Source organism: Candidatus Amarolinea dominans (assembly GCA_016719785.1).
GTDB lineage: Bacteria > Chloroflexota > Anaerolineae > SSC4 > Amarolineaceae > Amarolinea > Amarolinea dominans.
The window spans coordinates 117,709-136,356 of sequence record JADJYJ010000014.1; the positions used below are offsets into that span (position 1 = coordinate 117,709).

An 18,648-nucleotide genomic window follows, 5' to 3' on the forward strand; every position below is an offset into this window, starting at 1 on the left:
ATTACTTTCTCTCCTGATATCCCAGCAACCTCAAAGCATTTGCCACAACGACCAGCGTACTGCCTTCGTGGAAGATGATGGCAATGCCGATGCTGACGATGCCCGTCAACGATGTGATGATGAGCAGGGCAATCACGCCGAGAGAGATGAACAGATTTTGCATAATGATCGCGCGGGTGGCGCGTCCAAACCCAACAGCAAAAGGCAGTTTGGACAGATCATCGCCCATCAAGGCAACGTCGGCTGTTTCCAATGCAACATCCGTCCCTGCGCCGCCCATGGCAATCCCCACCGTCGCATTTGCTAGCGCGGGGGCGTCGTTCACTCCGTCGCCGATCATGGCAACCTGTCCATATTCCTTTACAAGATCGCGAATGATTGTCAGTTTATCTTCGGGCATCAGGTCAGCGCGAAATTCCGTCAGCCCAACTTCAGCGGCAATGGCGGAGGCGGAACGCGCGTTGTCGCCCGTCAACATGATGGTATGCGCCACGCCCAATTGTTTCAGCGCTTGCATGGTCGGCGCGGCTTCGCGGCGCAAGGTATCGGCGAGAGCAATCAAACCAACCAACATATTATTCACTGCGACCCACATCAAAGTCTTGCCCGCCTGCTGAAATGACTGCGAGTGATCGAGCGCGTCGGGGGAGAGCGGCACACCCGCTTCACCCATCAATTTTTGATTGCCGATCCAAACCGTCTTGCCATTCGAGACGGCGCGCAAGCCGCGTCCCGTCAGCGACTCGACTTCATCCATAACGGAAACAGGCAGACCCCGAGTCTGAGCCGAGCGGACGACTGCCTGGGCGAGGGGATGCGCGGATCGTGATTCCGCTCCCGCGGCGAGGGACAATAAATCCGCCTCCTTCCACCCCGAGGCTGGGACCACGACGATATCCGTTACCTCAGGCTGACCATGAGTCACCGTACCCGTTTTGTCGAAGGCGATGACTTTGAGACGACCCAGGTTTTCGAGATGCACGCCGCCCTTGACCAGCACACCGTTGCGCGCGGCTTGCGCGACGCCCGCGAGGATCGTGGCAGGCGTGCCAAGCGCGAGGGCGCAGGGCGAGGTAGCGACGAGGAGAGTCATTGCGCGGAGAAAAGAGTCGTGGAACGGAAAACTGAACAACGGGGGAACGATGATGATCAGCGCGGTGAGGACCAGCACGGCGGGAACAAAGACCCGCTCGAATTTTTCGACGATTTGTTGCGTGGGTGATTTTTGCGCCTGGGCTTCCTCGACCATTTTCATCACGCGGGCAAGCGTTGAATCTTTGGCAAGGCGCGTCACTTTCACTTCCAGCGCGCCTTCGCCATTGACCGTGCTTGCAAAAACATTGTCGCCAGGCGCTTTATCAATGGGCAGAGATTCGCCCGTCACCGAGGACTGGTCCACGCCAGAATTTCCATCCAGGATGATGCCATCCATGGGAATGCGCACGCCAGGGCGGACGATGACGACATCATCGAGTCGCAAAGATTCAACGGGAAGTTCCTGCTCTTTTCCATCGCGGCGGACGAGGGCGGTCTTTGGGGCCAGGTCTGCCAGTGCTCGTACTGCTGCGCGGGCGCGATCGAGGGCGCGTTCCTCCAGCACATGTCCCAGACTGAACAGGAACAGCAGCAGGCCGCCCTCCGCGAAGTCGCCCAACGCGGCCGCGCCCAAGGCCGCGATCACCATCAGCAGATCGGTGTCGAAGCGCCGCTCGCGCAACGCGTGGAAGGCGTGGCGGCCGACGTCCCACCCGCCGAGGAGATAGGCGCCGAGGTACAAGGCCAGGCTCGCCGGCCCAGGCAGCCCCAAGAAGCCGCCCCCGGCCCAACCGAGCAGCACGAGCAGCCCCGCGGCCAGGCTAAAGAGCAGTTCCCGGTTCTCCTGGAACCAGCTCCGCAAGCCAGCGACCGGGATGGTGTAGCCTAGCGAACGCACGCGGTGCTCGATGGCCGCCTGGTTGACCTTCTGGCCGTCGAACTCTACGCGCATGCTCTGGGCTGCGTAATTCACGCTCACCGTCAGCACGCCGTCGAGCCGGCCCACGCCGTGCTCGATCACCGTCACGCAGTCCGAGCAGTCCATCCCCGCGATGGGTAGGTGGATGTGATGGAAACGGTCGGTGATCTGTGCGCCGGCCCGCTGCGCCAGGCGCTGCACGGCTTCCAGAGACAGCAGATTGGGATCGTAGTGCAGGCAGACCAACGCCTGGCCGTTTTGGCGCTCGATATGAGCCTGTTGGATGCCCTTGCGGGCGGCGATCAGCTCGGTGAGCCGGCCCACGCATTGGTCGCGTTCGTCCTCGATGTGAGGCAGCACGACGGGGATTTCTAATTGAAGGGTGGATGCGGACATTCGCTAGGCCTCTCTGCGTAGATGCTGGGCGTGCGCCAGGGCATCGCCCAATAACTGTTCGACATGTGCGTCGCTCAGGGTATAGTAGGCCAGCCGGCCTTCCTTGCGGAACTTGACCAGCCCCAGACTACGCAATAGCCGCAGTTGATGGGAGACGGCCGACACGCTGATGCCTACCAACGCCGCCAGGTCACAGACGCACAGCTCGGCCTGGGAGAGTGCGAACACGATCCTGGCGCGGGTCGGGTCTGCGAGGATCTTGAAGATATCCGTAACGTGCGTGATGGCAGTAGCGGTTGGCATCCGGCTGGCAACCGCCCGCACGCGGGCCTCGTCAACGTACAAGATTTCGCAGACGTCATCCTGGGTCTCAACGACTGGCGGCGGAACGGTCTTCAGGGCGATCTCAGGCATCCGAACTCTCCTTTACCAGGCAGCCGACGCGGCATCACACGACGGCTACATATCATCCAATGAGTGGCGAGCGAACTTGGCGCTGGCGCAGTAACCGCCGCGATTGCATGCTGGACGTGCTGTGTGCATTCGGCGCAATCCATGCCGGCTACAGGAATATCAAGGGTCTCTATTCCAGGCATTCTCTCCATCTCCGGTGAGACCGCTCTCAATAAGTCAACAGTTGCATACTTGCTCAAGTATGGAAATGATACCGCGATTGGGCATGTGTGTCAAATGCTGCGCCGGACAAGCTGCGGAGTCAGGAAACACCGCGCCGATCGAGGTGAAGAAGGGCCAGCGCGTGCGCGTGCGGCTGGCGAACGTCGGTTAGGTCACGCACCCCATGCACCTGCACGGCATCAACTTCAAGATCGCGGCCTACGACGGTATGCCGTTGCCGCCTGAGCAACAGCAACACGATTCCCGTCAACCCGTGCGAGTTGGCAGACATCGAGTTCGTGACCGACAACGTAGGAACCTGGATGCTCCATTGTCACGTGCTGCACCCCGTCACCAACGACGGTGCGGAGCCAGGTGGGCTGGTGGCGCTGGTCAAAGTCACCGAGTAAGCTAATCGGACCTCGGAGGTCTCGAAGACCTTCAAGGTCCTCTCATCACCGCGCCGAATGGCCTAACGCGCTCCGCGCCGAAAAGCCCTGGCATGCCCCCCCGGGATGCGCGACGATAGAGACCAGGTTGCGAAAGGGCGCGTAGCGAGATGCTGAGCGCTGCCGCTTTGATCCAGAAAGTGAGGGTAGATTTATGATGGGTGGATGGGGTTGGGGCATGGGCCTCTGGGGTGGCTTAGGCATGCTCCTGTTCTGGGGGCTGATCATCGGTTTGGTGGTTTGGCTGGTTGTGACGCTGACGCGTTCGGGCCAGAGCGGAGCGAGCCGCAGCGCGCAGCCCGACACGGCGCTGGAGACCCTGCGGCGCCGGCTGGCGGCCGGCGAGATCACAGCGCAGGAGTTCGATGCGTTGCGGCAGAAGCTGAGCGTTTGAAGCTGACGCCAAGATTGTGCTATACTGCCGCAGCGGCCGGATGAGCGATATCGCTGCGCGACGGTTGGTCGGCGGCATGGTCGCCTGGGAAGCCAGCGGACGCTCCCTGGTTCAACGTTAATCCTGTCGCGTGACAGAGGACAGTGTGCCATGACGGGTTCTGTACCCTTGCGTGTCTTGCTCGCCGATGACCACGCCATCGTGCGCAAAGGCATCCGTGAGTTCCTGGAAGAGGACGGCGAGGTCACGGTGGTGGCGGAGGCGTCCGGCGGCGCGGAGGCCGTGCGCCTGGCTGGCGAATACCGGCCGGCCGTGGTCGTGCTCGACGTGCAGATGCCCGGCGTGAACGGGATCGAGGCCACGCGCCAGATCAAGGCCGCCTACCCGGAGATTCGGGTGCTGATCCTCACCGCCTACGATGAGGATCCGTACGTTTTCGCCCTGCTGCGCGCCGGCGCCGACGGCTATGTGCTGAAGAACAGCGACCCTGACGATCTGGTGCGGGCGGTGAAGACGGTGGCGAGCGGCGGCAAGGTGTTGGCTCCAGATATCGCCGCTAAGGTGGTTGCGCAGATAACCTCCGGCAAACCGGCGGCGGCCGCCGAGCAGGTCGAGCCACTGTCCGAGCGCGAGCTGGAGGTGTTGCGCCTGGCCGCTCACGGCCTGACCAATAAAGCGATTGCAGCCGAATTGGGCGTCAGCGATCGCACCGTGCAGGGGCATCTAGCCAGCATCTACGGCAAGCTGGCGGTTGCCAGCCGCACCGAGGCGGTGACGAAGGCGCTGAAGCTGGGCTGGCTGGTGTTGGATGACGCCTGAGTCAACCGGACCGCCACGTGGGCGCCATCGGCTCCTGCGCGGCCTGCGCGCCCAACTGTTGCTCTGGACCATCCTGCCGCTGGCAGTGGTGTTGATCGCACTGTCACTCGCCGGCGTCACGCGCCATCGCCAGGCGATGACGCGCCTGGTAGAAGATCGCGACCGGGGCGTGGCGGCTGCCGAAGCGAACCGCTTAGGCCGCGAGATCGCGCAACAGGTCGCCGTGCTGGCCCGCCTGGCGGCGACATTACCCGCTGCCGAGCTCCCCGCAACCCTATCAGATCAACCATTTGATGCTATTGGTAGTTTCACCGGTGGCCTGGCCTGGCTGGACGACCAGGGCGCACTCGTGGCAGCCTCGCCGCCCGCAACTGCTTGGGCGGCGAGCAACACGGCGCGCCTCCTGGCCGCACGCGCCGCGGCTGTCGGCCAGACGCAATACGAGACCGATCTGCCCGGTGACGATACCGCGCGCTTGTTGATCGCCGTGCCGGCGTCCGGCGGGAAAGTCCTGGTCGGCGCGTTGCCGGTGGAGGCCCTGAGCCTGGCCGAAAGCAATCTGCTGCTAGAGGGCCAGATGCAGGGCGCCATGTTCGTCCTGGACCAGACCGGGCGGCGCGTTCACCACCATGACCCTGCCGGTCTGGCTGTGGATTCGGCGGTGCTGGGCAGCTTGCCACCGGCCAGCACCGGTTCGACCTATCTGCGCGATCGCCAGGGGCGGGAACTGCTCGTGTCGTATGCGCACGTGGAACCCCCGGGCTGGACCCTGGCGACCGTCGAAGATGTTCACACGATCACCGCGATGGGCATTAGCACGGTCGAGGTGCTGCCGTTGCTCCTGCTCTTCGTGGCGGTAGTTGCGCTGTTGGCTGTCTCTTTCGGCGTGCTCAGCGTTGTGCGGCCGTTGCAGGAGCTGGATCGCCGGGCCGCGCGGGTCGCCTGGGGCGATTTCGATGCCATCGAGCAGCCGGTGGGCGGCGTGCAGGAAATTGACGACCTGCGCATCACCCTGGCCCAGATGGCCGAGCGCATCCGGTCCTACCAGAGCGGCATGCGGAACTATCTGAGCGCCATCACTCAAGGCCAAGAGACGGAGCGCACCCGCCTGGCCCACGAGCTGCACGACGTTACCATCCAGGGGCTGATCGCCCTCAAGCAACGCGGCCAGATGGCCCTGAAAGCTCTCGGCCATGACCCGGCACGCGCTGGTGCGCGCCTTCAGGAGCTAAACAGCTTGATTGACGAGGAGATCGCCAGCCTGCGCCAGCTGATCGGCGATCTGCGCCCAATCTACCTTGAGGATCTCGGGTTCGTGCCGGCGCTGGAGATGCTGCCGCCCCAGATGCAGGAACGGCACAGGCTGTGCCTGCATCTGACGGTCCACGGCGAGGTGGTGCGGCTGGCGCCCGACGTCGAGATGGCGGCCTATCGCATCGTGCAGCAGGCGCTCGCCAACGTGGCCGCCCACGCGCAGGCCCGCAACGTCTGGTTGGATGTGTCCTTCACCCCCGAACACCTCATATTGGTGATCCGCGACGACGGCCGCGGCTTCACCCCACCCGATCAGCCGGCCGATCTCGTCCACCGGGGCCATTTCGGATTGATGGGCATGCGCGAGCGTGTCCTGCTCTACGGTGGGCAGCTCACGATCACGTCCAGCCCCGGTCAGGGCGTCACCATTACCGCGCAGCTCCCGCTGCTCGGCTGAGAAGGGCCCACGGGCCGCCCATCTGCCATTTCTCACCTGCACCTCCTCCCACAGCGCAACGGCGCCCTCGTTCCGCTTCCCACAATCGCGCCGAATGGCTGAGCGCAAGACGCGCCGCCTGGCGCTGTACATCGCAGCGCCTTTTTCCTATCATAGACCTCGCCAGCCTGAGAAAGTCCGATTTCGAGGTGAGGACTGCCATGCGCAACCAGACTGTTTACAAGATGCTCGTCCCTCTGCTCGCCGTTTGTTGCCTGGTGCCGCTCGCGGCGCTCGCCGCGGTGCTCTACTTAGCTGCGCCGGTATGGCTTGTGACTTTGGTTGGGCTGTTGGCGCTGGTGCTGCTGGCCCGACGACTGATGCGCATACTGGCGCTTACCCCGGACGGCAGTTTGCGGTAATCTGAAGGTATCGTCAACGACAACACCCTGAGCGTGATTGATACCGCGACCAACCGCAAGGTCGCCGATATCGAGGTCGGCCAGAAGCCGGTGCAGGTCGGCTTCAGCCCGGACGGCAGGTTCGTTTACGTCTCGCTCAACGGCGAGAACGCCGTGGGCAAGGTGGACGTGAGCACGCGCAAGCTCGCCGGTAAAGTCCAGGTCGGTGCCGGCCCGATCCAGGTCTACGTGACGCCGGACGGCAAGTATCTGCTGGCGGCGAACCAGGGCACGAAGGATAAGCCGAGCACCACGGTGTCCATTGTTGACACGGCCACCTTCACCGTCCTGGACACCGTGCCGACCGGCCAGGGCGCGCATGGCGTCGTGATCGAGCCGTCGAGTCGCTATGCGTACATCACCAACCTGTATGGGAACGACATTGCGGTGCTGGACATCGCAGCCCGCAAGATCGTCGCCCGAACGCCGACCGGCGCAGCGCCGAACGGCATCAGTTTTCTGCCGCTTGCGCCAGCCCCGGCCCTGTCGGGTCAGATCGAACTGAAGCTCCCGGCAATGGAACAGAATATGGGGCATGGCGGGTAGCCCGAGAGGGCCTGTGAGTCAGCACACAGTTGATCCGCCGGAATCACGCACGTGATCAGCGACCTGTGGGGCGTGACCGCCGGCTTTCGCCAGAGCAACGCCTGGCTGGCGGTCCTGACCGGCAACCTGCTGCCGCCGACGTTTTACGCGGGGGACGCCTGGGGTTCCTTCAATTCCCTGGCGCGGCTGGGCACCGGCCTGTTGGCCGCGTTCGGCCTGATCTTCTGGCTGCTGCCCATCGTGGATCGCGCGCTATCAGCGGACGTGCCAGGCACTTGCGAAGTGCCTGGCACGTGGGGGTAGACTGATCGCGGCCGTAAGTAAGTCGCTCCGTCGCGCCGTGGACCTTGGGGGGTAAATCCAGCCGGGCGTCACAACCCCAGAATGAGATCCCGACAGACCGATTCCGGCCACGATTACACCAAACATCGTACGACAAAAGTTAAAAGGTCCGCCCAGAAAAGCGGCCTTTTTGCTATACCGGGTCTATCGTTTGCGCTGATGACAGGGCCGATCCCTTCGGTTATGCTGTTCCTACGAACGGTGAACGCATCTATTTCACCGCCACGAGTGAACGCGGTACGGCCATCACCTACACGGGCGGCCCGGCGTCGAGCGGCTGGATGATGGGGAGCGGGCAACTGGCGTGTGCCTCGTGCCACGGCACGGATGGGCGGGGCGGCGTACACCGCATGGGCATGAATCAAGTGATGGACGCCAAGGACATTCGCTGGTCGGCCTTGCAGGGCGAATTCGACCCCGAAAAGTTCCGCCTGGCGGTAGTGAAGGGTCAAGATCCCGACGGCACGCAGTTGAAGTCGGACATGCCGCGCTAGACAATCAGCGACGACGATCTGGCCGACGTGATCGTCTACCTCAAAACACTACCCTGATAAGGAGGAAAACCCTATGGCGACTGATATTGGTATACGCGCTAGAATAAATCTGCCCTACGAGCAAGCCGTCCAGAAAACCACGGATGCGCTCAAGGCAGAAGGCTTCGGCGTGTTGACGCAGATTGACGTGAAGGCCACACTGAAACAGAAAATCAACGCGGACTTCCGCCGTTATGTGATCCTGGGCGCGTGCAATCCCCCGCTCGCTCATCGTGCGCTCTCGGCCAACCTGGACGTGGGCTTGCTGCTGCCTTGCAATGTCACCGTGTACGAAGAAGGCGAAGGTTCTGTTGTCACCGCCGCGGACCCGGTGGAAATCCTTGGCGTCCTCAAAGAAGACCCGATGGCGCACGAGGTTGCCGTGGAAGCCAGAACCAGACTGCAGCGTGATTGCAAGCCTCAAGTGATCCAGATGAGCGGCTATTGAGCGATGAGCATGATTGCCTCCAGCGGGAAACACATCCGACTAGAGTTTCCAGACGGAGGTGCGAGGCTCATTCTGGACTCAGTTTATGTCTTGACGAGTGCGGCTCAGGGCCGCGCCTGGGTTCGGCGTGGTTTGCGACTTTCTGCGCGCCTGGCAGCCCAGGCTTACGCTGACCGATGCCGACCCACAGGAAGACAGCCGCAACGACGATGGCGGCCGCACCTACACTCACCTGCGGTGTGCTCGGGCCGCGCTCCGCCATATCCCCTTCGGTCCCCACGAGTCTCTACTTCAAACTGCGATCATTCCCTTACGCCAGATGGCTGGAACCCGGGGATGGAACCGGCGCCCCCAGACCGGTAACGCCCCGCGCGGCTTGCCCGCAGCGTTATTCAGGCAGACGCGTCCCGCTTGACGCGCCAAATAGCGCGGTCGTTCCGCGCCGGACGGCCGTTGCGCCCGGTCAGCGGATGTTATATATTGCGTATCGGTTCTGAACCGCGATCAACACGGCTGGGTCCCAGAATAGGAGAAGGTAGATTTGTCTAGACAGCTTACATTGCCCATTACCGGCATGACCTGCGCCAACTGCGTTGGCACGGTGGAACGCAATCTGAAAAAACTGGATGGCGTCCAGACTGCTTCCGTGAATCTGTCATCCGAGCGCGCCGCCGTGGAGTTCGATCCGGCCAAGCTGGGGCTGACCGATTTGATCGCGCGCGTCGAACGCGCGGGCTACGGCGTCGCGACCGGCGAGGCAGACCTGATCATCAAGCGCCTGGACGATGACAACGATGCGCGGCGGCTGGAAAGCGCCTTGCGCAAGCTCGAAGGTGTGCTCGAAGTCCAGGTCACCTACGCGACCGAGAAAGCACGCGTCCGGTACGTGCCCACGGTCATCAGCCAAGCGGAAATCCGCCGCTCGGTGGCCGCGGCGGGCTTCGAGGCGCTGGAACTGGGCGGCGATGCCGAGGATGCGGAGGCGGCCGCCCGCCAGGAAGAAATCGACAACCAGCGGCGCCTGCTGATCATCGGTGTGATCTTCACCGTGCCGCTCTTCCTCCTCTCGATGGGCATGGACTGGGGCCTGCTACCACCCTTCTTCTACGCCTCGACCTCAGCCGTACACGGGATGCCCACACCCCAGCCGTGGTTCAACTGGCTGCTGCTGGCGCTGGCGATCCCGGTGCAGTTTTATGTTGGCTGGCAGTACTACGTCGGCGCGGGCAAGGCCGTGCGCAACCGCTCCGCCAACATGGATGTGTTGATCGTGCTGGGTTCCTCGGCGGCGTTCTTCTACAGCCTGCCGGTTGTTTTCGGCTGGTTGAGCGGGCACGTCTACTTCGAAACCGCCGCCGTCATCATCACGCTGATCAAGCTGGGCAAGTTCCTCGAAGCGCGCGCCAAGGGGCGCACGAGCGAGGCGATCAAGAAGCTGATGGGGTTGCGCGCCAAGACTGCGCACGTCGTACGCGCCGGGGTGGAGTTGGAAGTCCCCGTGGACGACGTCATGGTCGGCGACGTGGTGCTCGTCCGGCCGGGCGAGAAGATCCCGGTGGACGGGGTGGTCGTCGAGGGGCGCTCGGCCGTGGACGAGTCGATGCTCACCGGCGAATCGCTGCCGGTGGAGAAGAAGCCCGGCGATCCGGTGATCGGCGCGACCCTCAACAAGCTCGGCCTGCTCAAGTTTGAAGCGACCAAAGTCGGCAAGGAGACTGCGCTGGCGCAGATCACCCGCCTGGTGGAGGAAGCGCAGGGCAGCAAAGCGCCGATCCAGAAGCTGGTCGACCAGGTTTCGGCCATTTTTGTGCCGATCGTGCTCGGGATCGCGGCGCTGACTTTTCTCGGGTGGTACTTCTTCGGCCCGGCGCTGCCGATCAACTCCGACATGACCGTCTTCACGCGCGCGCTGATCTACTCGGTCGCCGTGCTGGTCGTGGCCTGCCCGTGCGCGATGGGGCTGGCCACGCCGACCGCCGTCATGGTGGGCACGGGCAAGGGCGCGGAGATGGGCATCCTGTTCCGCAATTCCGAAGCCCTGGAGCGCGCCGGCAAGGTGAAGGTCGTCGTGCTGGACAAGACAGGAACCATCACCAAGGGCCAACCGGCCGTGACCGACATCGTCACCGATGGCGAGTTCGCGGCTGACAAGTTGCTGCGTTACGCCGCTTCGGTGGAAAAGGGCAGCGAGCATCCCCTCGGCGAAGCGATCTGGGCCGAAGCGGGTCGCCTCGGCCTCATCCTCGCCGAACCACAGGGCTTCCGGGCCGAGGCAGGCCACGGCGTGGAGGCCGAGGTGGATGGCCACCGCATCACCGTCGGCAATCTGCGTATGATGGCCGCGCGGGGCTATGCACTGAACGGCCTGACAGGCGTCGTCGATCGCCTGCAGACCGAGGCCAAGACCGCCATGTTGGTCGCGGCCGACGGCAGCGTGCGCGGCGTGATCGCCGTGGCCGACACGGTCAAGGACAGCTCACAGGCTGCGATCGCCGACCTACACCGCATGGGTTTGCAGGTCGCGATGATCACCGGCGACAACCGGCGCACCGCCGAAGCGATCGCCCGCCAGGTGGGCGTGGATACGGTACTCGCCGAGGTTTTGCCAGAAGGTAAGGCGGCCGAGGTCAAGAAGCTACAGGCGACCGGCGCAGTGGTTGCGATGGTCGGCGACGGCGTCAACGACGCGCCGGCCCTGGCGCAGGCGGACGTGGGCCTCGCGATCGGCACCGGCACCGACGTGGCGATGGCAGCTGCACCGGTCACCCTCATCAGCGGCGATCTGCGCGGGGTGGCGCGCGCCATCTCACTTTCGCGCAAGACCCTGCGGACCATCAAGCAAAACCTGTTCTGGGCCTTCATCTACAACATCATCCTTATCCCGGCCGCCGCGCTGGGCTTCCTGAACCCGATGCTGGCAGCCGGCGCCATGGCGTTCAGCAGCGTCTTTGTGGTCAGCAACAGCCTGCGCCTGCGCGGGCAGAAGATTTGATCGTAAAGGCATGGCCTCGCACCTGCCCGAATGGGGGCGACCCAAGGGTACGTCCCTAACCACCTTCAAGGAGAAAAAGATGAAAACTAAACGATTTGCCGTCCTCTTGTTCGTAGCCGTATTCGCCGTCCTGGTCGTGGCGGGATGCACGCCCCAAACCGAGCGGATACCCACCGCCGCACTGCCGGCCGGCAAGGCCTGGGCCGAGGGCAAGGAGATCTTCTTCGTCCACACCGAGGCATCCGATTCCGGCGTCGCCGAGAAGCTGACCAGCATGATGAAGTCGCCCGTGATCTTCGTCCCGTCGCTGGCGAAGATGCCCGCCGACGCGCTGGCGCAGGTCTACGTGTTCACCAATGGGGTGGCCGGCAAGGGGCCGTTCGGCTTCCAGTCGGACGTATTCCCCAATCCGCCGGGGACCGACGGTTACAGCCCGCTCCGTAACATCAACGCGGTGACCTGGGCGGATCCGGCCAAGGCGCGCGAGCTCAAGGCGGTAGCGGAGGTCATGGCGGCGAAGGACGCCGGGGAAGTCACGATCGAGCAGCCAGGGATCGTCGTCAATATGCCGTTCGTCGTCTGGGATGGTGGAAAACGCTAAGCTATGCCCGATCATCCTTGCCTTCATCACCGGGTTAACCACGGGCGGCCTGAGCTGTCTCGCCGTGCAGGGCGGGCTGCTCGCCGGCTCGATTGCCAGCGAGGTCGAGCAGCCCGCCCTTAGTTCGCCTGCTGCGCCGGATTGAGGGCGGAGTGCGATGGATCTCCTGTTTTTTTGATAATGGGTCCACGTGGGATCCAGGCTGCACAACCGAGATTCTGGCGGTCCAGGTGACCATAGGTCGTTCGGCGTATGGCAATTCCCAGCAATCGGCGCGTGTGCGGAACGGGTTGATCTGCTATCATGATACTTGGCGCAAAGGCGCCGGGAAAGGAACTGGCATCATGGTCAAAGATCCCGTTTGCGGCATGGATATCGAACCCCAGGACGCGGTAGCAAGCCGCGAGCACATGGGGCAGACGTTTTACTTTTGCTCGCCCAAGTGCGTCGAGAAGTTCGACGCCGACCCGCACCGGTACGCGCAGGCAACGCTTGCTGCGACGGAGACGCCGCTGCCGGTTGGTTCGGCCACGACCGGCTTCAACCCGGCTTTGCCGCTGGTCCGCGTCGAACTGCCAGTGCTCGGTCTGAAGCGGGAGCAAGATGGGCAGGCCGTCGCGGCGGCCGTGGCCGGCGTGTCGGGGGTCCGCAGCGCGCACGCCAACATCGGCGCGAGCGTGGTCACGGTCGAGTACGACCCACAACGCGCCACCACCGCGGCCCTGGCCGCGGCGCTCCGGCCGGCCGGTTTCCGGGCCGGCGGCGCGCAGACGCGCATCGGTATCGAGGGCTTGCGCTGCGCGTCCTGCGTCGGCTTCATCGAGGAGGACCTGCGGGCGACGCCGGGCGTGCTGAGCGCATCCGTCAACGTCGGCACCCAGGAAGCCACGGTCGCGTACCTGCCCCAACAGACCACCCTGGCACAACTCCACAGCGTGATTCAGGACTGGGGCTACCAGTTCCGGCCGGCCGCCAGCGTGGAACCGGTTGACAAGCAAGAGGCGGATCACGATCGCGAGTACCGCAGCCTGTTCCACAAGTTCCTCTTTGCCGCCTTCATCTCGGTGCCGGTGCTGCTGACGGCCTACCCCCAGTACATCCCGTTCGTGCGCGACTGGAACATGGCGACCTTGCGCCTGGCCTGGCTTGCCGCGGCGTTGCTGACCCTGCCAGTGCTCTTCTGGTCGGGCGGCCACTTCTTCACCGGCGCGTGGGCGGCGCTCAAGCACCGCGCGGCCAACATGAACACCCTGATCGCGCTTGGCACCGGCGCGGCCTGGCTCTACTCCACCGTCGCCGTCCTGTTCCCGCGCCTGTTCCCCGAAGGCACCTCGGAGCCGTTCTACGACGTGGCGGCCGTGGTGATCGCCCTGGTCGTGTTGGGCCAGGCGCTTGAATTGCGCGCCAAGGGCCGCACCAGCGAGGCCATCAAGAAGCTGATGGGGTTGCAGGCGAAGACCGCCCGCGTGATCCGCGACGGTCAGGAACTTGACATCCCGGTCGAAGAGGTACTGGTCGGCGACGTGGTGCAAGTGCGCCCCGGCGAAAAGGTGCCGGTGGATGGCGTGATCCTGGAGGGCAGCTCGGCGGTGGACGAGTCCATGCTCACCGGCGAATCGCTGCCGGTCAGCAAGCAGGCGGGTGACGAAGTGATCGGCGCGACGCTCAACAAGACCGGCGCGTTCAAGTTCCGCACGACCAAGGTCGGCAAGGACACCGCCCTGGCGCAGATCGTCAAGATGGTGCAGGACGCGCAGAATAGCAAGGCGCCCATCGCCCGCCTGGCCGACACGATCTCCGGCTACTTCGTGCCCGTCGTGATGATCCTCGCCGTCCTGACCTTCGTCGCCTGGTTCGATTTCGGCCCGCAGCCGCAGTTGGTGTATGCGCTGGTCACGAGCGTCACAGTGTTGATCATCGCCTGCCCCTGCGCGTTGGGCCTGGCCACGCCGATGAGCCTGATGGTCGGCATCGGCAAGGGCGCGGAGAACGGCATCCTGATCCGTTCGGGTGAAGCCTTGCAGACCGCCCAGGCGCTCAAGATCGTGGTGTTGGACAAGACCGGCACGATCACCAAGGGCAAGCCGGAGCTAACGGATGTCACCGTGGCCGGCGCCTGGCTGGCCGACGATCTGCTGCGCCTGGTAGCGGCGGTGGAACGGTCGTCGGAGCACCCGCTGGCCGAGGCCATCGTCGAAGGCGCCAGGGCGCGCAACCTGGTCTTGGCGGAGCCGACGGCCTTCGAGGCCATCCCCGGCCATGGCGTGCTGGCGACGATCGAAGGCCGCAAGCTGGCGATCGGCAATCTCAAGCTGATGCAGCGCGAGGGCATCGGCCTGGGCAGCCTGGAGAGCCAGGCCGCTGAGTTGGCAGACCAGGGCAAGACGCCGATGTACATCGCCGTGGATGGCCAGGCCGCGGGCCTCGTCGCCGTGGCCGATACGGTGAAGGCAGACTCCGCCGAGGCCATCGCCGCGCTGCACGGCATGGGCATCGAGGTCGTGATGATCACCGGCGACAATCGCCGCACGGCCGAGGCCATCGCCCGGCAAGTGGGCGTGGATCGCGTGCTGGCCGAGGTGCTGCCGGAGGACAAGGCGGCGCAAATCAGAGCGTTGCAAGCGGAGGGCAAGAAGGTCGCCATGGTGGGCGACGGCATCAATGACGCGCCGGCGTTGGCGCAGGCCGATGTGGGGTTGGCGATCGGCACGGGCACGGACGTCGCTATCGAGGCGTCCGATATCACCCTGATCAAAGGCAGCCTGCGTGGGGTGGTGACGGCCATCGAAGTCAGCCGGGCGACCATGCGCAACATCGAGCAGAACCTGGTCGGCGCGTTCATCTACAACGTGTTGGGCCTGCCGGTGGCGATGGGGCTGCTCTACCCGTTCTTTGGCATCTTGCTCAGCCCGCTGATCGCCGGGGCCGCGATGGCCTTCTCCAGCGTGACCGTGGTGAGCAACGCCAACCGGCTGCGCGCGTTCAAGCCGCGGTTCAGCGCCCGCTAGAACAAAGGAGTACACGACCCATGACTGCAAGTCAAATCGCCGTCACGCTGACAGGGATCGCCCTGAGCGGCTTCATCGCCTGGTTCTTCTGGTTCGCGCCGAAAGGCCAAACCCGCGCCACTGCTGGTGCAGGTGGCGCCCAGGAAGTCTCCGTCACCGTCAAAGGCGGCTACACGCCGGATGTCATCGTCGTCAAGGCCGGGCGGCCGGTGCGCCTGCGCTTCACCCGCCAGGAAAGCTCCTCCTGCTCCGAAACGGTGCTCTTCCCCGACTTCAGCCGCAGCGCCAGGCTGCCGGAAGGCGAGGAAGTCAGCATTGAATTCACGCCAGACAAGCCGGGCGAGTACGGCTTCCAGTGCCAGATGGGTATGCTGCGCGGGAAACTGATTGTGGAGTCGTAAACAGAGACGCCGGATGGCCTCATCATCCGGCGCCAGGGTGCAAAGCCCTGCGGGGCTGTGCGGCCGTAGCTCCATGCCGGCAGGCCTTTGCACCTGGTAACCCAACCGTCGGGCAGGGTTGGGCGAACAACGCCCGCCGTAACGCAAGCCTCCGGCTTGCGCCGTTGGCGCACTGAAGCATAATTTGTCGGCGACGGCGTCGTCAAGCCAGAGGTGTGACCTGCGAGCGGCGGGCGAATCAGGAGTCCCGTACAAGTTCGGGACGCCTTCGCCCCGAATTCATTCGGCGGCGACTTTGTAATGAATCTCCGATACCTCGCGCAGCCGCGCCGCGGCCTGTTCGGGGGTGATGTCGCGCTGCGCCTCGCCCAACATCTCGTAACCGACCATGAATTTCTTGACGGTGGCCGAGCGCAGCAGCGGCGGGTAGAAGTGCGCGTGCAACTGCCAGTGACTGTAGTCGCCGGCTGACCAGGGCGCGCCGTGCCAGCCCATCGAGTAGGGGAACGAGGTCTCGAAGAGGTTGTCGTAGCGCGTGAGCAGGCGCTTGAGGATGTCTGCCAGCGCGGCGCGCGGCGCGGCGCCCAGGTCAGGCAGGCGCAGCACCGGCCGCCGCGGCAGCAGCAGGATCTCGAACGGCCACACTGCCCAGTAGGGAACCAGCGCCACCCAGTCCTCATTCGTCACCACGACGCGTTCCGTCTTGTCCAATTCGCGCGCCACATAATCCACCAGCAGCGGCCGACCGTGTTCGCTGAAATAGCGGCGCTGCTGGCCCTCTTCTTTGGCCGGTTCGTTGGGCAGCGCGTTCAGCGCCCAGACCTGGCCGTGGGGATGGGGATTGGAGCAGCCCATGATCGCGCCCTTGTTCTCGAACACCTGCACCCAGCGATAGGTCTGCCCCAGTTCTGCGGATTGCGCGGCCCACACATCTACCACGGCCCGAATCTGTGCGACTGGCATTTCGGGCAAGGTCAGGTCATGACGTGGCGAGAAGCAGATCACGCGGCAGGCGCCCGGCGTGGGCGCGGCGCGGAAGAGCGGATCGTCCACCTCGCCGTCGGGGGTGTCGGGCACGAGGGCGGCGAAGTCATTGGTGAAGACGAAAGTGCTGTCGTACAGGGGGTTGTGCGCGCCGCCGGCGCGACCGTTACCCGGACAGAGATAGCAGGTGGGGTCGTGGCTGGGGCGGGTTTCCGACGGGAGTTTTTCCACCTGGCCTTGCCACGGGCGCTGCGTGCGGTGCGGCGACACCAGCACCCATTCGCCCGTGAGCGGGTTGAAGCGGCGGTGAACGTGATTGGTTGGGACGAATGATTCCATCATCGAAATACCTCTTTCTATTCCGAATCATAGCCGGATGGCGGCAGATCGTCAGTAGTGAATTCATTCATGGTCTGCACCGAAATAGCCGAGCGCCCAGAAGGCCAGGATGAAGCCGAGGTAGTTCTCGTTCAGGAAGCGCGAGACGAGCAGGAAGAGGAAGAGGAAGAGTCCGTAGCGCCAGGCTGCGCCGGCCAGGCTGTTGTCCAGCCACTGCCGGCGCAGCAGCCAGACCAGGGCCGGTCCCGCCAGCAGCAGTTGCGGGATCCAGAACGGCCAGTAGGCGAAGCGGTCGCGCCCCAGCCCCAGGGCCAGGACGAAGTTGCTGGCGCCCCAGCCCCAAATTTGGTAGGCCTGGCTGGCCGTGCCGTTGGACCAGCGCCAGACATCGTCCAGCAGCGCGTCGAAATCCCACAGAGCGTAGGGTAACACCAGGACGGCAAAGACCAGGACGGACGGCAGCAGGCGCCAGATCAAGCCGGTCAACTGGCCGCGCCAAGCCAGGCGGCGGCCAGCCAAGCCTGATCGCAGCAGCAGCAGGGCGTAGAAGGGCGCCAGGAACCAGGCCGTCGGTTTACTGGCGCAGGCCAGGCCGAAGCAGAGCGCAGAGAGCGTATGCGGCGAAAGCCAGCCCAGCGCGGGCGCAGAATTGGCCCGGCGCCAGAACCAGAGCGCCAGCAGCAGCCAAAAGAGCACAAAACTGTCGTTTTGCCCAAAGAGGATGTCGTTCGCCATGATGGGGTTGAGCGCCAGCAGCGCGGTGAGCGTCAGCGCGGGGGAACCGGCGCGGGCCGAATCGCCCGCTTCGCCGCGCCGCGCCAGGCCGGGGGTCAGCGCCAGCATCAGCAGGAAGAGCAGGAGGTAGACGAAGCGCTGATCGTACCAGCCGAGCAGGGCCTGGCTGAGCAGGTACCAGGGCGTGGAAAAGACGAATGTCCAGGGCAGGTAGGGGTAATGGTAGAGCGCGGTACGGTACTCGTCGAAGCCCCATTCGGCCATCGGGGTCTGGGTGTAGTCGGCCTGGTAGGGGTTGCGGCCGTCCAGGAAGAACTGGATCGTGGCCTCGGTCTGGATGACGCCGCCGTCGTGACTGTAGCTGGCCGGGCCGCTGCCCTGGCGCAGAAGGATCAGCTTGAGGGTGGGCGCGACGACGGTTGCCAGGACGATGACGATCAGCAGGAGCCACTTCAGGCGCGTGGTCAGGCCGACCGACAGGCGGTCGCGCAGGCCGTCCACCACCAGGTAGAGGGCCAGGCTGACAAAACTGATCGCGATGAGCACGAGCGCCAGGGGATCGGCGTAGACCGCGCCGAAGGCATTCATGGCAGCCGGTGAGAGCAGCCGGCCCAGGAACGGCTGCCGCGCCACATCCTGAAAGCGCAGGGGCAGCACCGCGGCATCGGCCAGGGTGTCAATGCGTACACGGGCAATGACAAGCAGCGCCAGCATGAGCGCGTCGAAGGTTGGTCGCATCGAAACTGATCCGCCTCCGTGGTTGAAGTTGTTGCCTCATTATAACAGGGACATGCCTACCTTGTAAATGCAATACCCTTGTGTTAAACTTCCCGTAACCTTTGTCACGGGCGCGTGTTTTTCCCGATGTTTCTGTCCACAGAAGCCTGTTCGCTGGCGATATTGCGCGCAAAACGCCGTGTTGTGGTGGTGGCAAAGCTGCC

The 18,648-nt window shown here is 64.2% G+C and carries 17 protein-coding genes; 13 read left to right on the plus strand and 4 right to left on the minus strand.

Going from position 1 to position 18,648, the window contains the following annotated elements:
* Window position 1 precedes the first annotated feature (1 nt).
* Entirely contained in the window at window positions 2-2,350 is a 2,349-nt protein-coding gene (cadA, locus tag IPM84_15775; GenBank protein MBK9094198.1) for a cadmium-translocating P-type ATPase, read from the minus strand.
* Window positions 2,351-2,353: 3 nt separating this feature from the next.
* Entirely contained in the window at window positions 2,354-2,653 is a 300-nt protein-coding gene (locus IPM84_15780) for a winged helix-turn-helix transcriptional regulator (GenBank protein ID MBK9094199.1), read from the minus strand.
* Between the two features lie 496 nt (window positions 2,654-3,149).
* Between IPM84_15780 and IPM84_15785 the strand changes: the two genes are divergently transcribed.
* The 13 genes from IPM84_15785 (at window position 3,150) to IPM84_15845 (ending at window position 15,649) form a co-directional block, all read left to right on the plus strand.
* Window positions 3,150-3,380 carry a hypothetical protein gene (locus IPM84_15785; GenBank protein ID MBK9094200.1) on the plus strand — a complete coding sequence of 77 codons (231 nt, stop codon included), beginning with the start codon at window positions 3,150-3,152 and terminating at the stop codon, window positions 3,378-3,380.
* A gap of 188 nt (window positions 3,381-3,568) precedes the next feature.
* Window positions 3,569-3,808, plus strand: a complete 240-nt coding sequence (locus IPM84_15790) for an SHOCT domain-containing protein (protein ID MBK9094201.1) — start codon at window positions 3,569-3,571, stop codon at window positions 3,806-3,808.
* 150 nt (window positions 3,809-3,958) lie between these two features.
* The gene (locus IPM84_15795) at window positions 3,959-4,627 is read left to right on the plus strand and encodes a response regulator transcription factor (protein ID MBK9094202.1); all 669 of its coding nucleotides are present in this window, start codon (window positions 3,959-3,961) and stop codon (window positions 4,625-4,627) included.
* Complete coding sequence (locus tag IPM84_15800) at window positions 4,617-6,338, plus strand: hypothetical protein (GenBank protein MBK9094203.1); 1,722 nt, start codon at window positions 4,617-4,619, stop codon at window positions 6,336-6,338. Before IPM84_15795 ends, IPM84_15800 begins: the two co-directional genes overlap by 11 nt.
* Before the next feature lie 200 nt (window positions 6,339-6,538).
* Window positions 6,539-6,739, plus strand: a complete 201-nt coding sequence (locus IPM84_15805) for a hypothetical protein (protein ID MBK9094204.1) — start codon at window positions 6,539-6,541, stop codon at window positions 6,737-6,739.
* 9 nt (window positions 6,740-6,748) lie between these two features.
* The gene (locus IPM84_15810) at window positions 6,749-7,324 is read left to right on the plus strand and encodes a beta-propeller fold lactonase family protein (protein MBK9094205.1); all 576 of its coding nucleotides are present in this window, start codon (window positions 6,749-6,751) and stop codon (window positions 7,322-7,324) included.
* Between the two features lie 51 nt (window positions 7,325-7,375).
* Window positions 7,376-7,627 (plus strand): hypothetical protein, encoded by a 252-nt coding sequence (locus IPM84_15815; GenBank protein ID MBK9094206.1) that lies wholly within the window; start codon window positions 7,376-7,378, stop codon window positions 7,625-7,627.
* A 389-nt stretch (window positions 7,628-8,016) separates the two neighbouring features.
* Complete coding sequence (locus tag IPM84_15820; protein MBK9094207.1) at window positions 8,017-8,160, plus strand: hypothetical protein; 144 nt, start codon at window positions 8,017-8,019, stop codon at window positions 8,158-8,160.
* 73 nt (window positions 8,161-8,233) lie between these two features.
* Window positions 8,234-8,647, plus strand: a complete 414-nt coding sequence (locus IPM84_15825) for a DUF302 domain-containing protein (protein ID MBK9094208.1) — start codon at window positions 8,234-8,236, stop codon at window positions 8,645-8,647.
* 574 nt (window positions 8,648-9,221) lie between these two features.
* Window positions 9,222-11,639 carry a copper-translocating P-type ATPase gene (locus tag IPM84_15830; protein ID MBK9094209.1) on the plus strand — a complete coding sequence of 806 codons (2,418 nt, stop codon included), beginning with the start codon at window positions 9,222-9,224 and terminating at the stop codon, window positions 11,637-11,639.
* A 79-nt stretch (window positions 11,640-11,718) separates the two neighbouring features.
* Window positions 11,719-12,240 carry a hypothetical protein gene (locus IPM84_15835; protein MBK9094210.1) on the plus strand — a complete coding sequence of 174 codons (522 nt, stop codon included), beginning with the start codon at window positions 11,719-11,721 and terminating at the stop codon, window positions 12,238-12,240.
* A gap of 344 nt (window positions 12,241-12,584) precedes the next feature.
* On the plus strand, window positions 12,585-15,248 hold the full coding sequence (locus IPM84_15840; GenBank protein MBK9094211.1) for a heavy metal translocating P-type ATPase: 2,664 nt from the start codon (window positions 12,585-12,587) through the stop codon (window positions 15,246-15,248).
* A gap of 20 nt (window positions 15,249-15,268) precedes the next feature.
* Window positions 15,269-15,649 (plus strand): cupredoxin domain-containing protein, encoded by a 381-nt coding sequence (locus IPM84_15845; GenBank protein ID MBK9094212.1) that lies wholly within the window; start codon window positions 15,269-15,271, stop codon window positions 15,647-15,649.
* 279 nt (window positions 15,650-15,928) lie between these two features.
* Here the strand turns inward: IPM84_15845 and IPM84_15850 are convergent, their stop codons facing one another.
* On the minus strand, window positions 15,929-16,972 hold the full coding sequence (locus IPM84_15850; GenBank protein MBK9094213.1) for a UDP-glucose--hexose-1-phosphate uridylyltransferase: 1,044 nt from the start codon (window positions 16,970-16,972) through the stop codon (window positions 15,929-15,931).
* Window positions 16,973-17,035: 63 nt separating this feature from the next.
* Window positions 17,036-18,445, minus strand: a complete 1,410-nt coding sequence (locus IPM84_15855) for a DUF2029 domain-containing protein (GenBank protein ID MBK9094214.1) — start codon at window positions 18,443-18,445, stop codon at window positions 17,036-17,038.
* Between the last annotated feature and the right edge of the window lie 203 nt (window positions 18,446-18,648).

Excerpts from the sequence above, each read along its gene's own strand:
- cadA (MBK9094198.1), bottom strand. The coding sequence starts at position 2,350 with ATGTCCGCATCCACCCTTCAATTAGAAATCCCCGTCGTGCTGCCTCAC.
- IPM84_15780 (MBK9094199.1), bottom strand. The coding sequence starts at position 2,653 with ATGCCAACCGCTACTGCCATCACGCACGTTACGGATATCTTCAAGATC.
- IPM84_15785 (MBK9094200.1), top strand. The coding sequence starts at position 3,150 with ATGCACCTGCACGGCATCAACTTCAAGATCGCGGCCTACGACGGTATG.
- IPM84_15790 (MBK9094201.1), top strand. The coding sequence starts at position 3,569 with ATGATGGGTGGATGGGGTTGGGGCATGGGCCTCTGGGGTGGCTTAGGC.
- IPM84_15795 (MBK9094202.1), top strand. The coding sequence starts at position 3,959 with ATGACGGGTTCTGTACCCTTGCGTGTCTTGCTCGCCGATGACCACGCC.
- IPM84_15800 (MBK9094203.1), top strand. The coding sequence starts at position 4,617 with ATGACGCCTGAGTCAACCGGACCGCCACGTGGGCGCCATCGGCTCCTG.
- IPM84_15805 (MBK9094204.1), top strand. The coding sequence starts at position 6,539 with ATGCGCAACCAGACTGTTTACAAGATGCTCGTCCCTCTGCTCGCCGTT.
- IPM84_15820 (MBK9094207.1), top strand. The coding sequence starts at position 8,017 with ATGGGCATGAATCAAGTGATGGACGCCAAGGACATTCGCTGGTCGGCC.
- IPM84_15825 (MBK9094208.1), top strand. The coding sequence starts at position 8,234 with ATGGCGACTGATATTGGTATACGCGCTAGAATAAATCTGCCCTACGAG.
- IPM84_15830 (MBK9094209.1), top strand. The coding sequence starts at position 9,222 with ATGACCTGCGCCAACTGCGTTGGCACGGTGGAACGCAATCTGAAAAAA.
- IPM84_15835 (MBK9094210.1), top strand. The coding sequence starts at position 11,719 with ATGAAAACTAAACGATTTGCCGTCCTCTTGTTCGTAGCCGTATTCGCC.
- IPM84_15840 (MBK9094211.1), top strand. The coding sequence starts at position 12,585 with ATGGTCAAAGATCCCGTTTGCGGCATGGATATCGAACCCCAGGACGCG.
- IPM84_15845 (MBK9094212.1), top strand. The coding sequence starts at position 15,269 with ATGACTGCAAGTCAAATCGCCGTCACGCTGACAGGGATCGCCCTGAGC.
- IPM84_15850 (MBK9094213.1), bottom strand. The coding sequence starts at position 16,972 with ATGGAATCATTCGTCCCAACCAATCACGTTCACCGCCGCTTCAACCCG.
- IPM84_15855 (MBK9094214.1), bottom strand. The coding sequence starts at position 18,445 with ATGCGACCAACCTTCGACGCGCTCATGCTGGCGCTGCTTGTCATTGCC.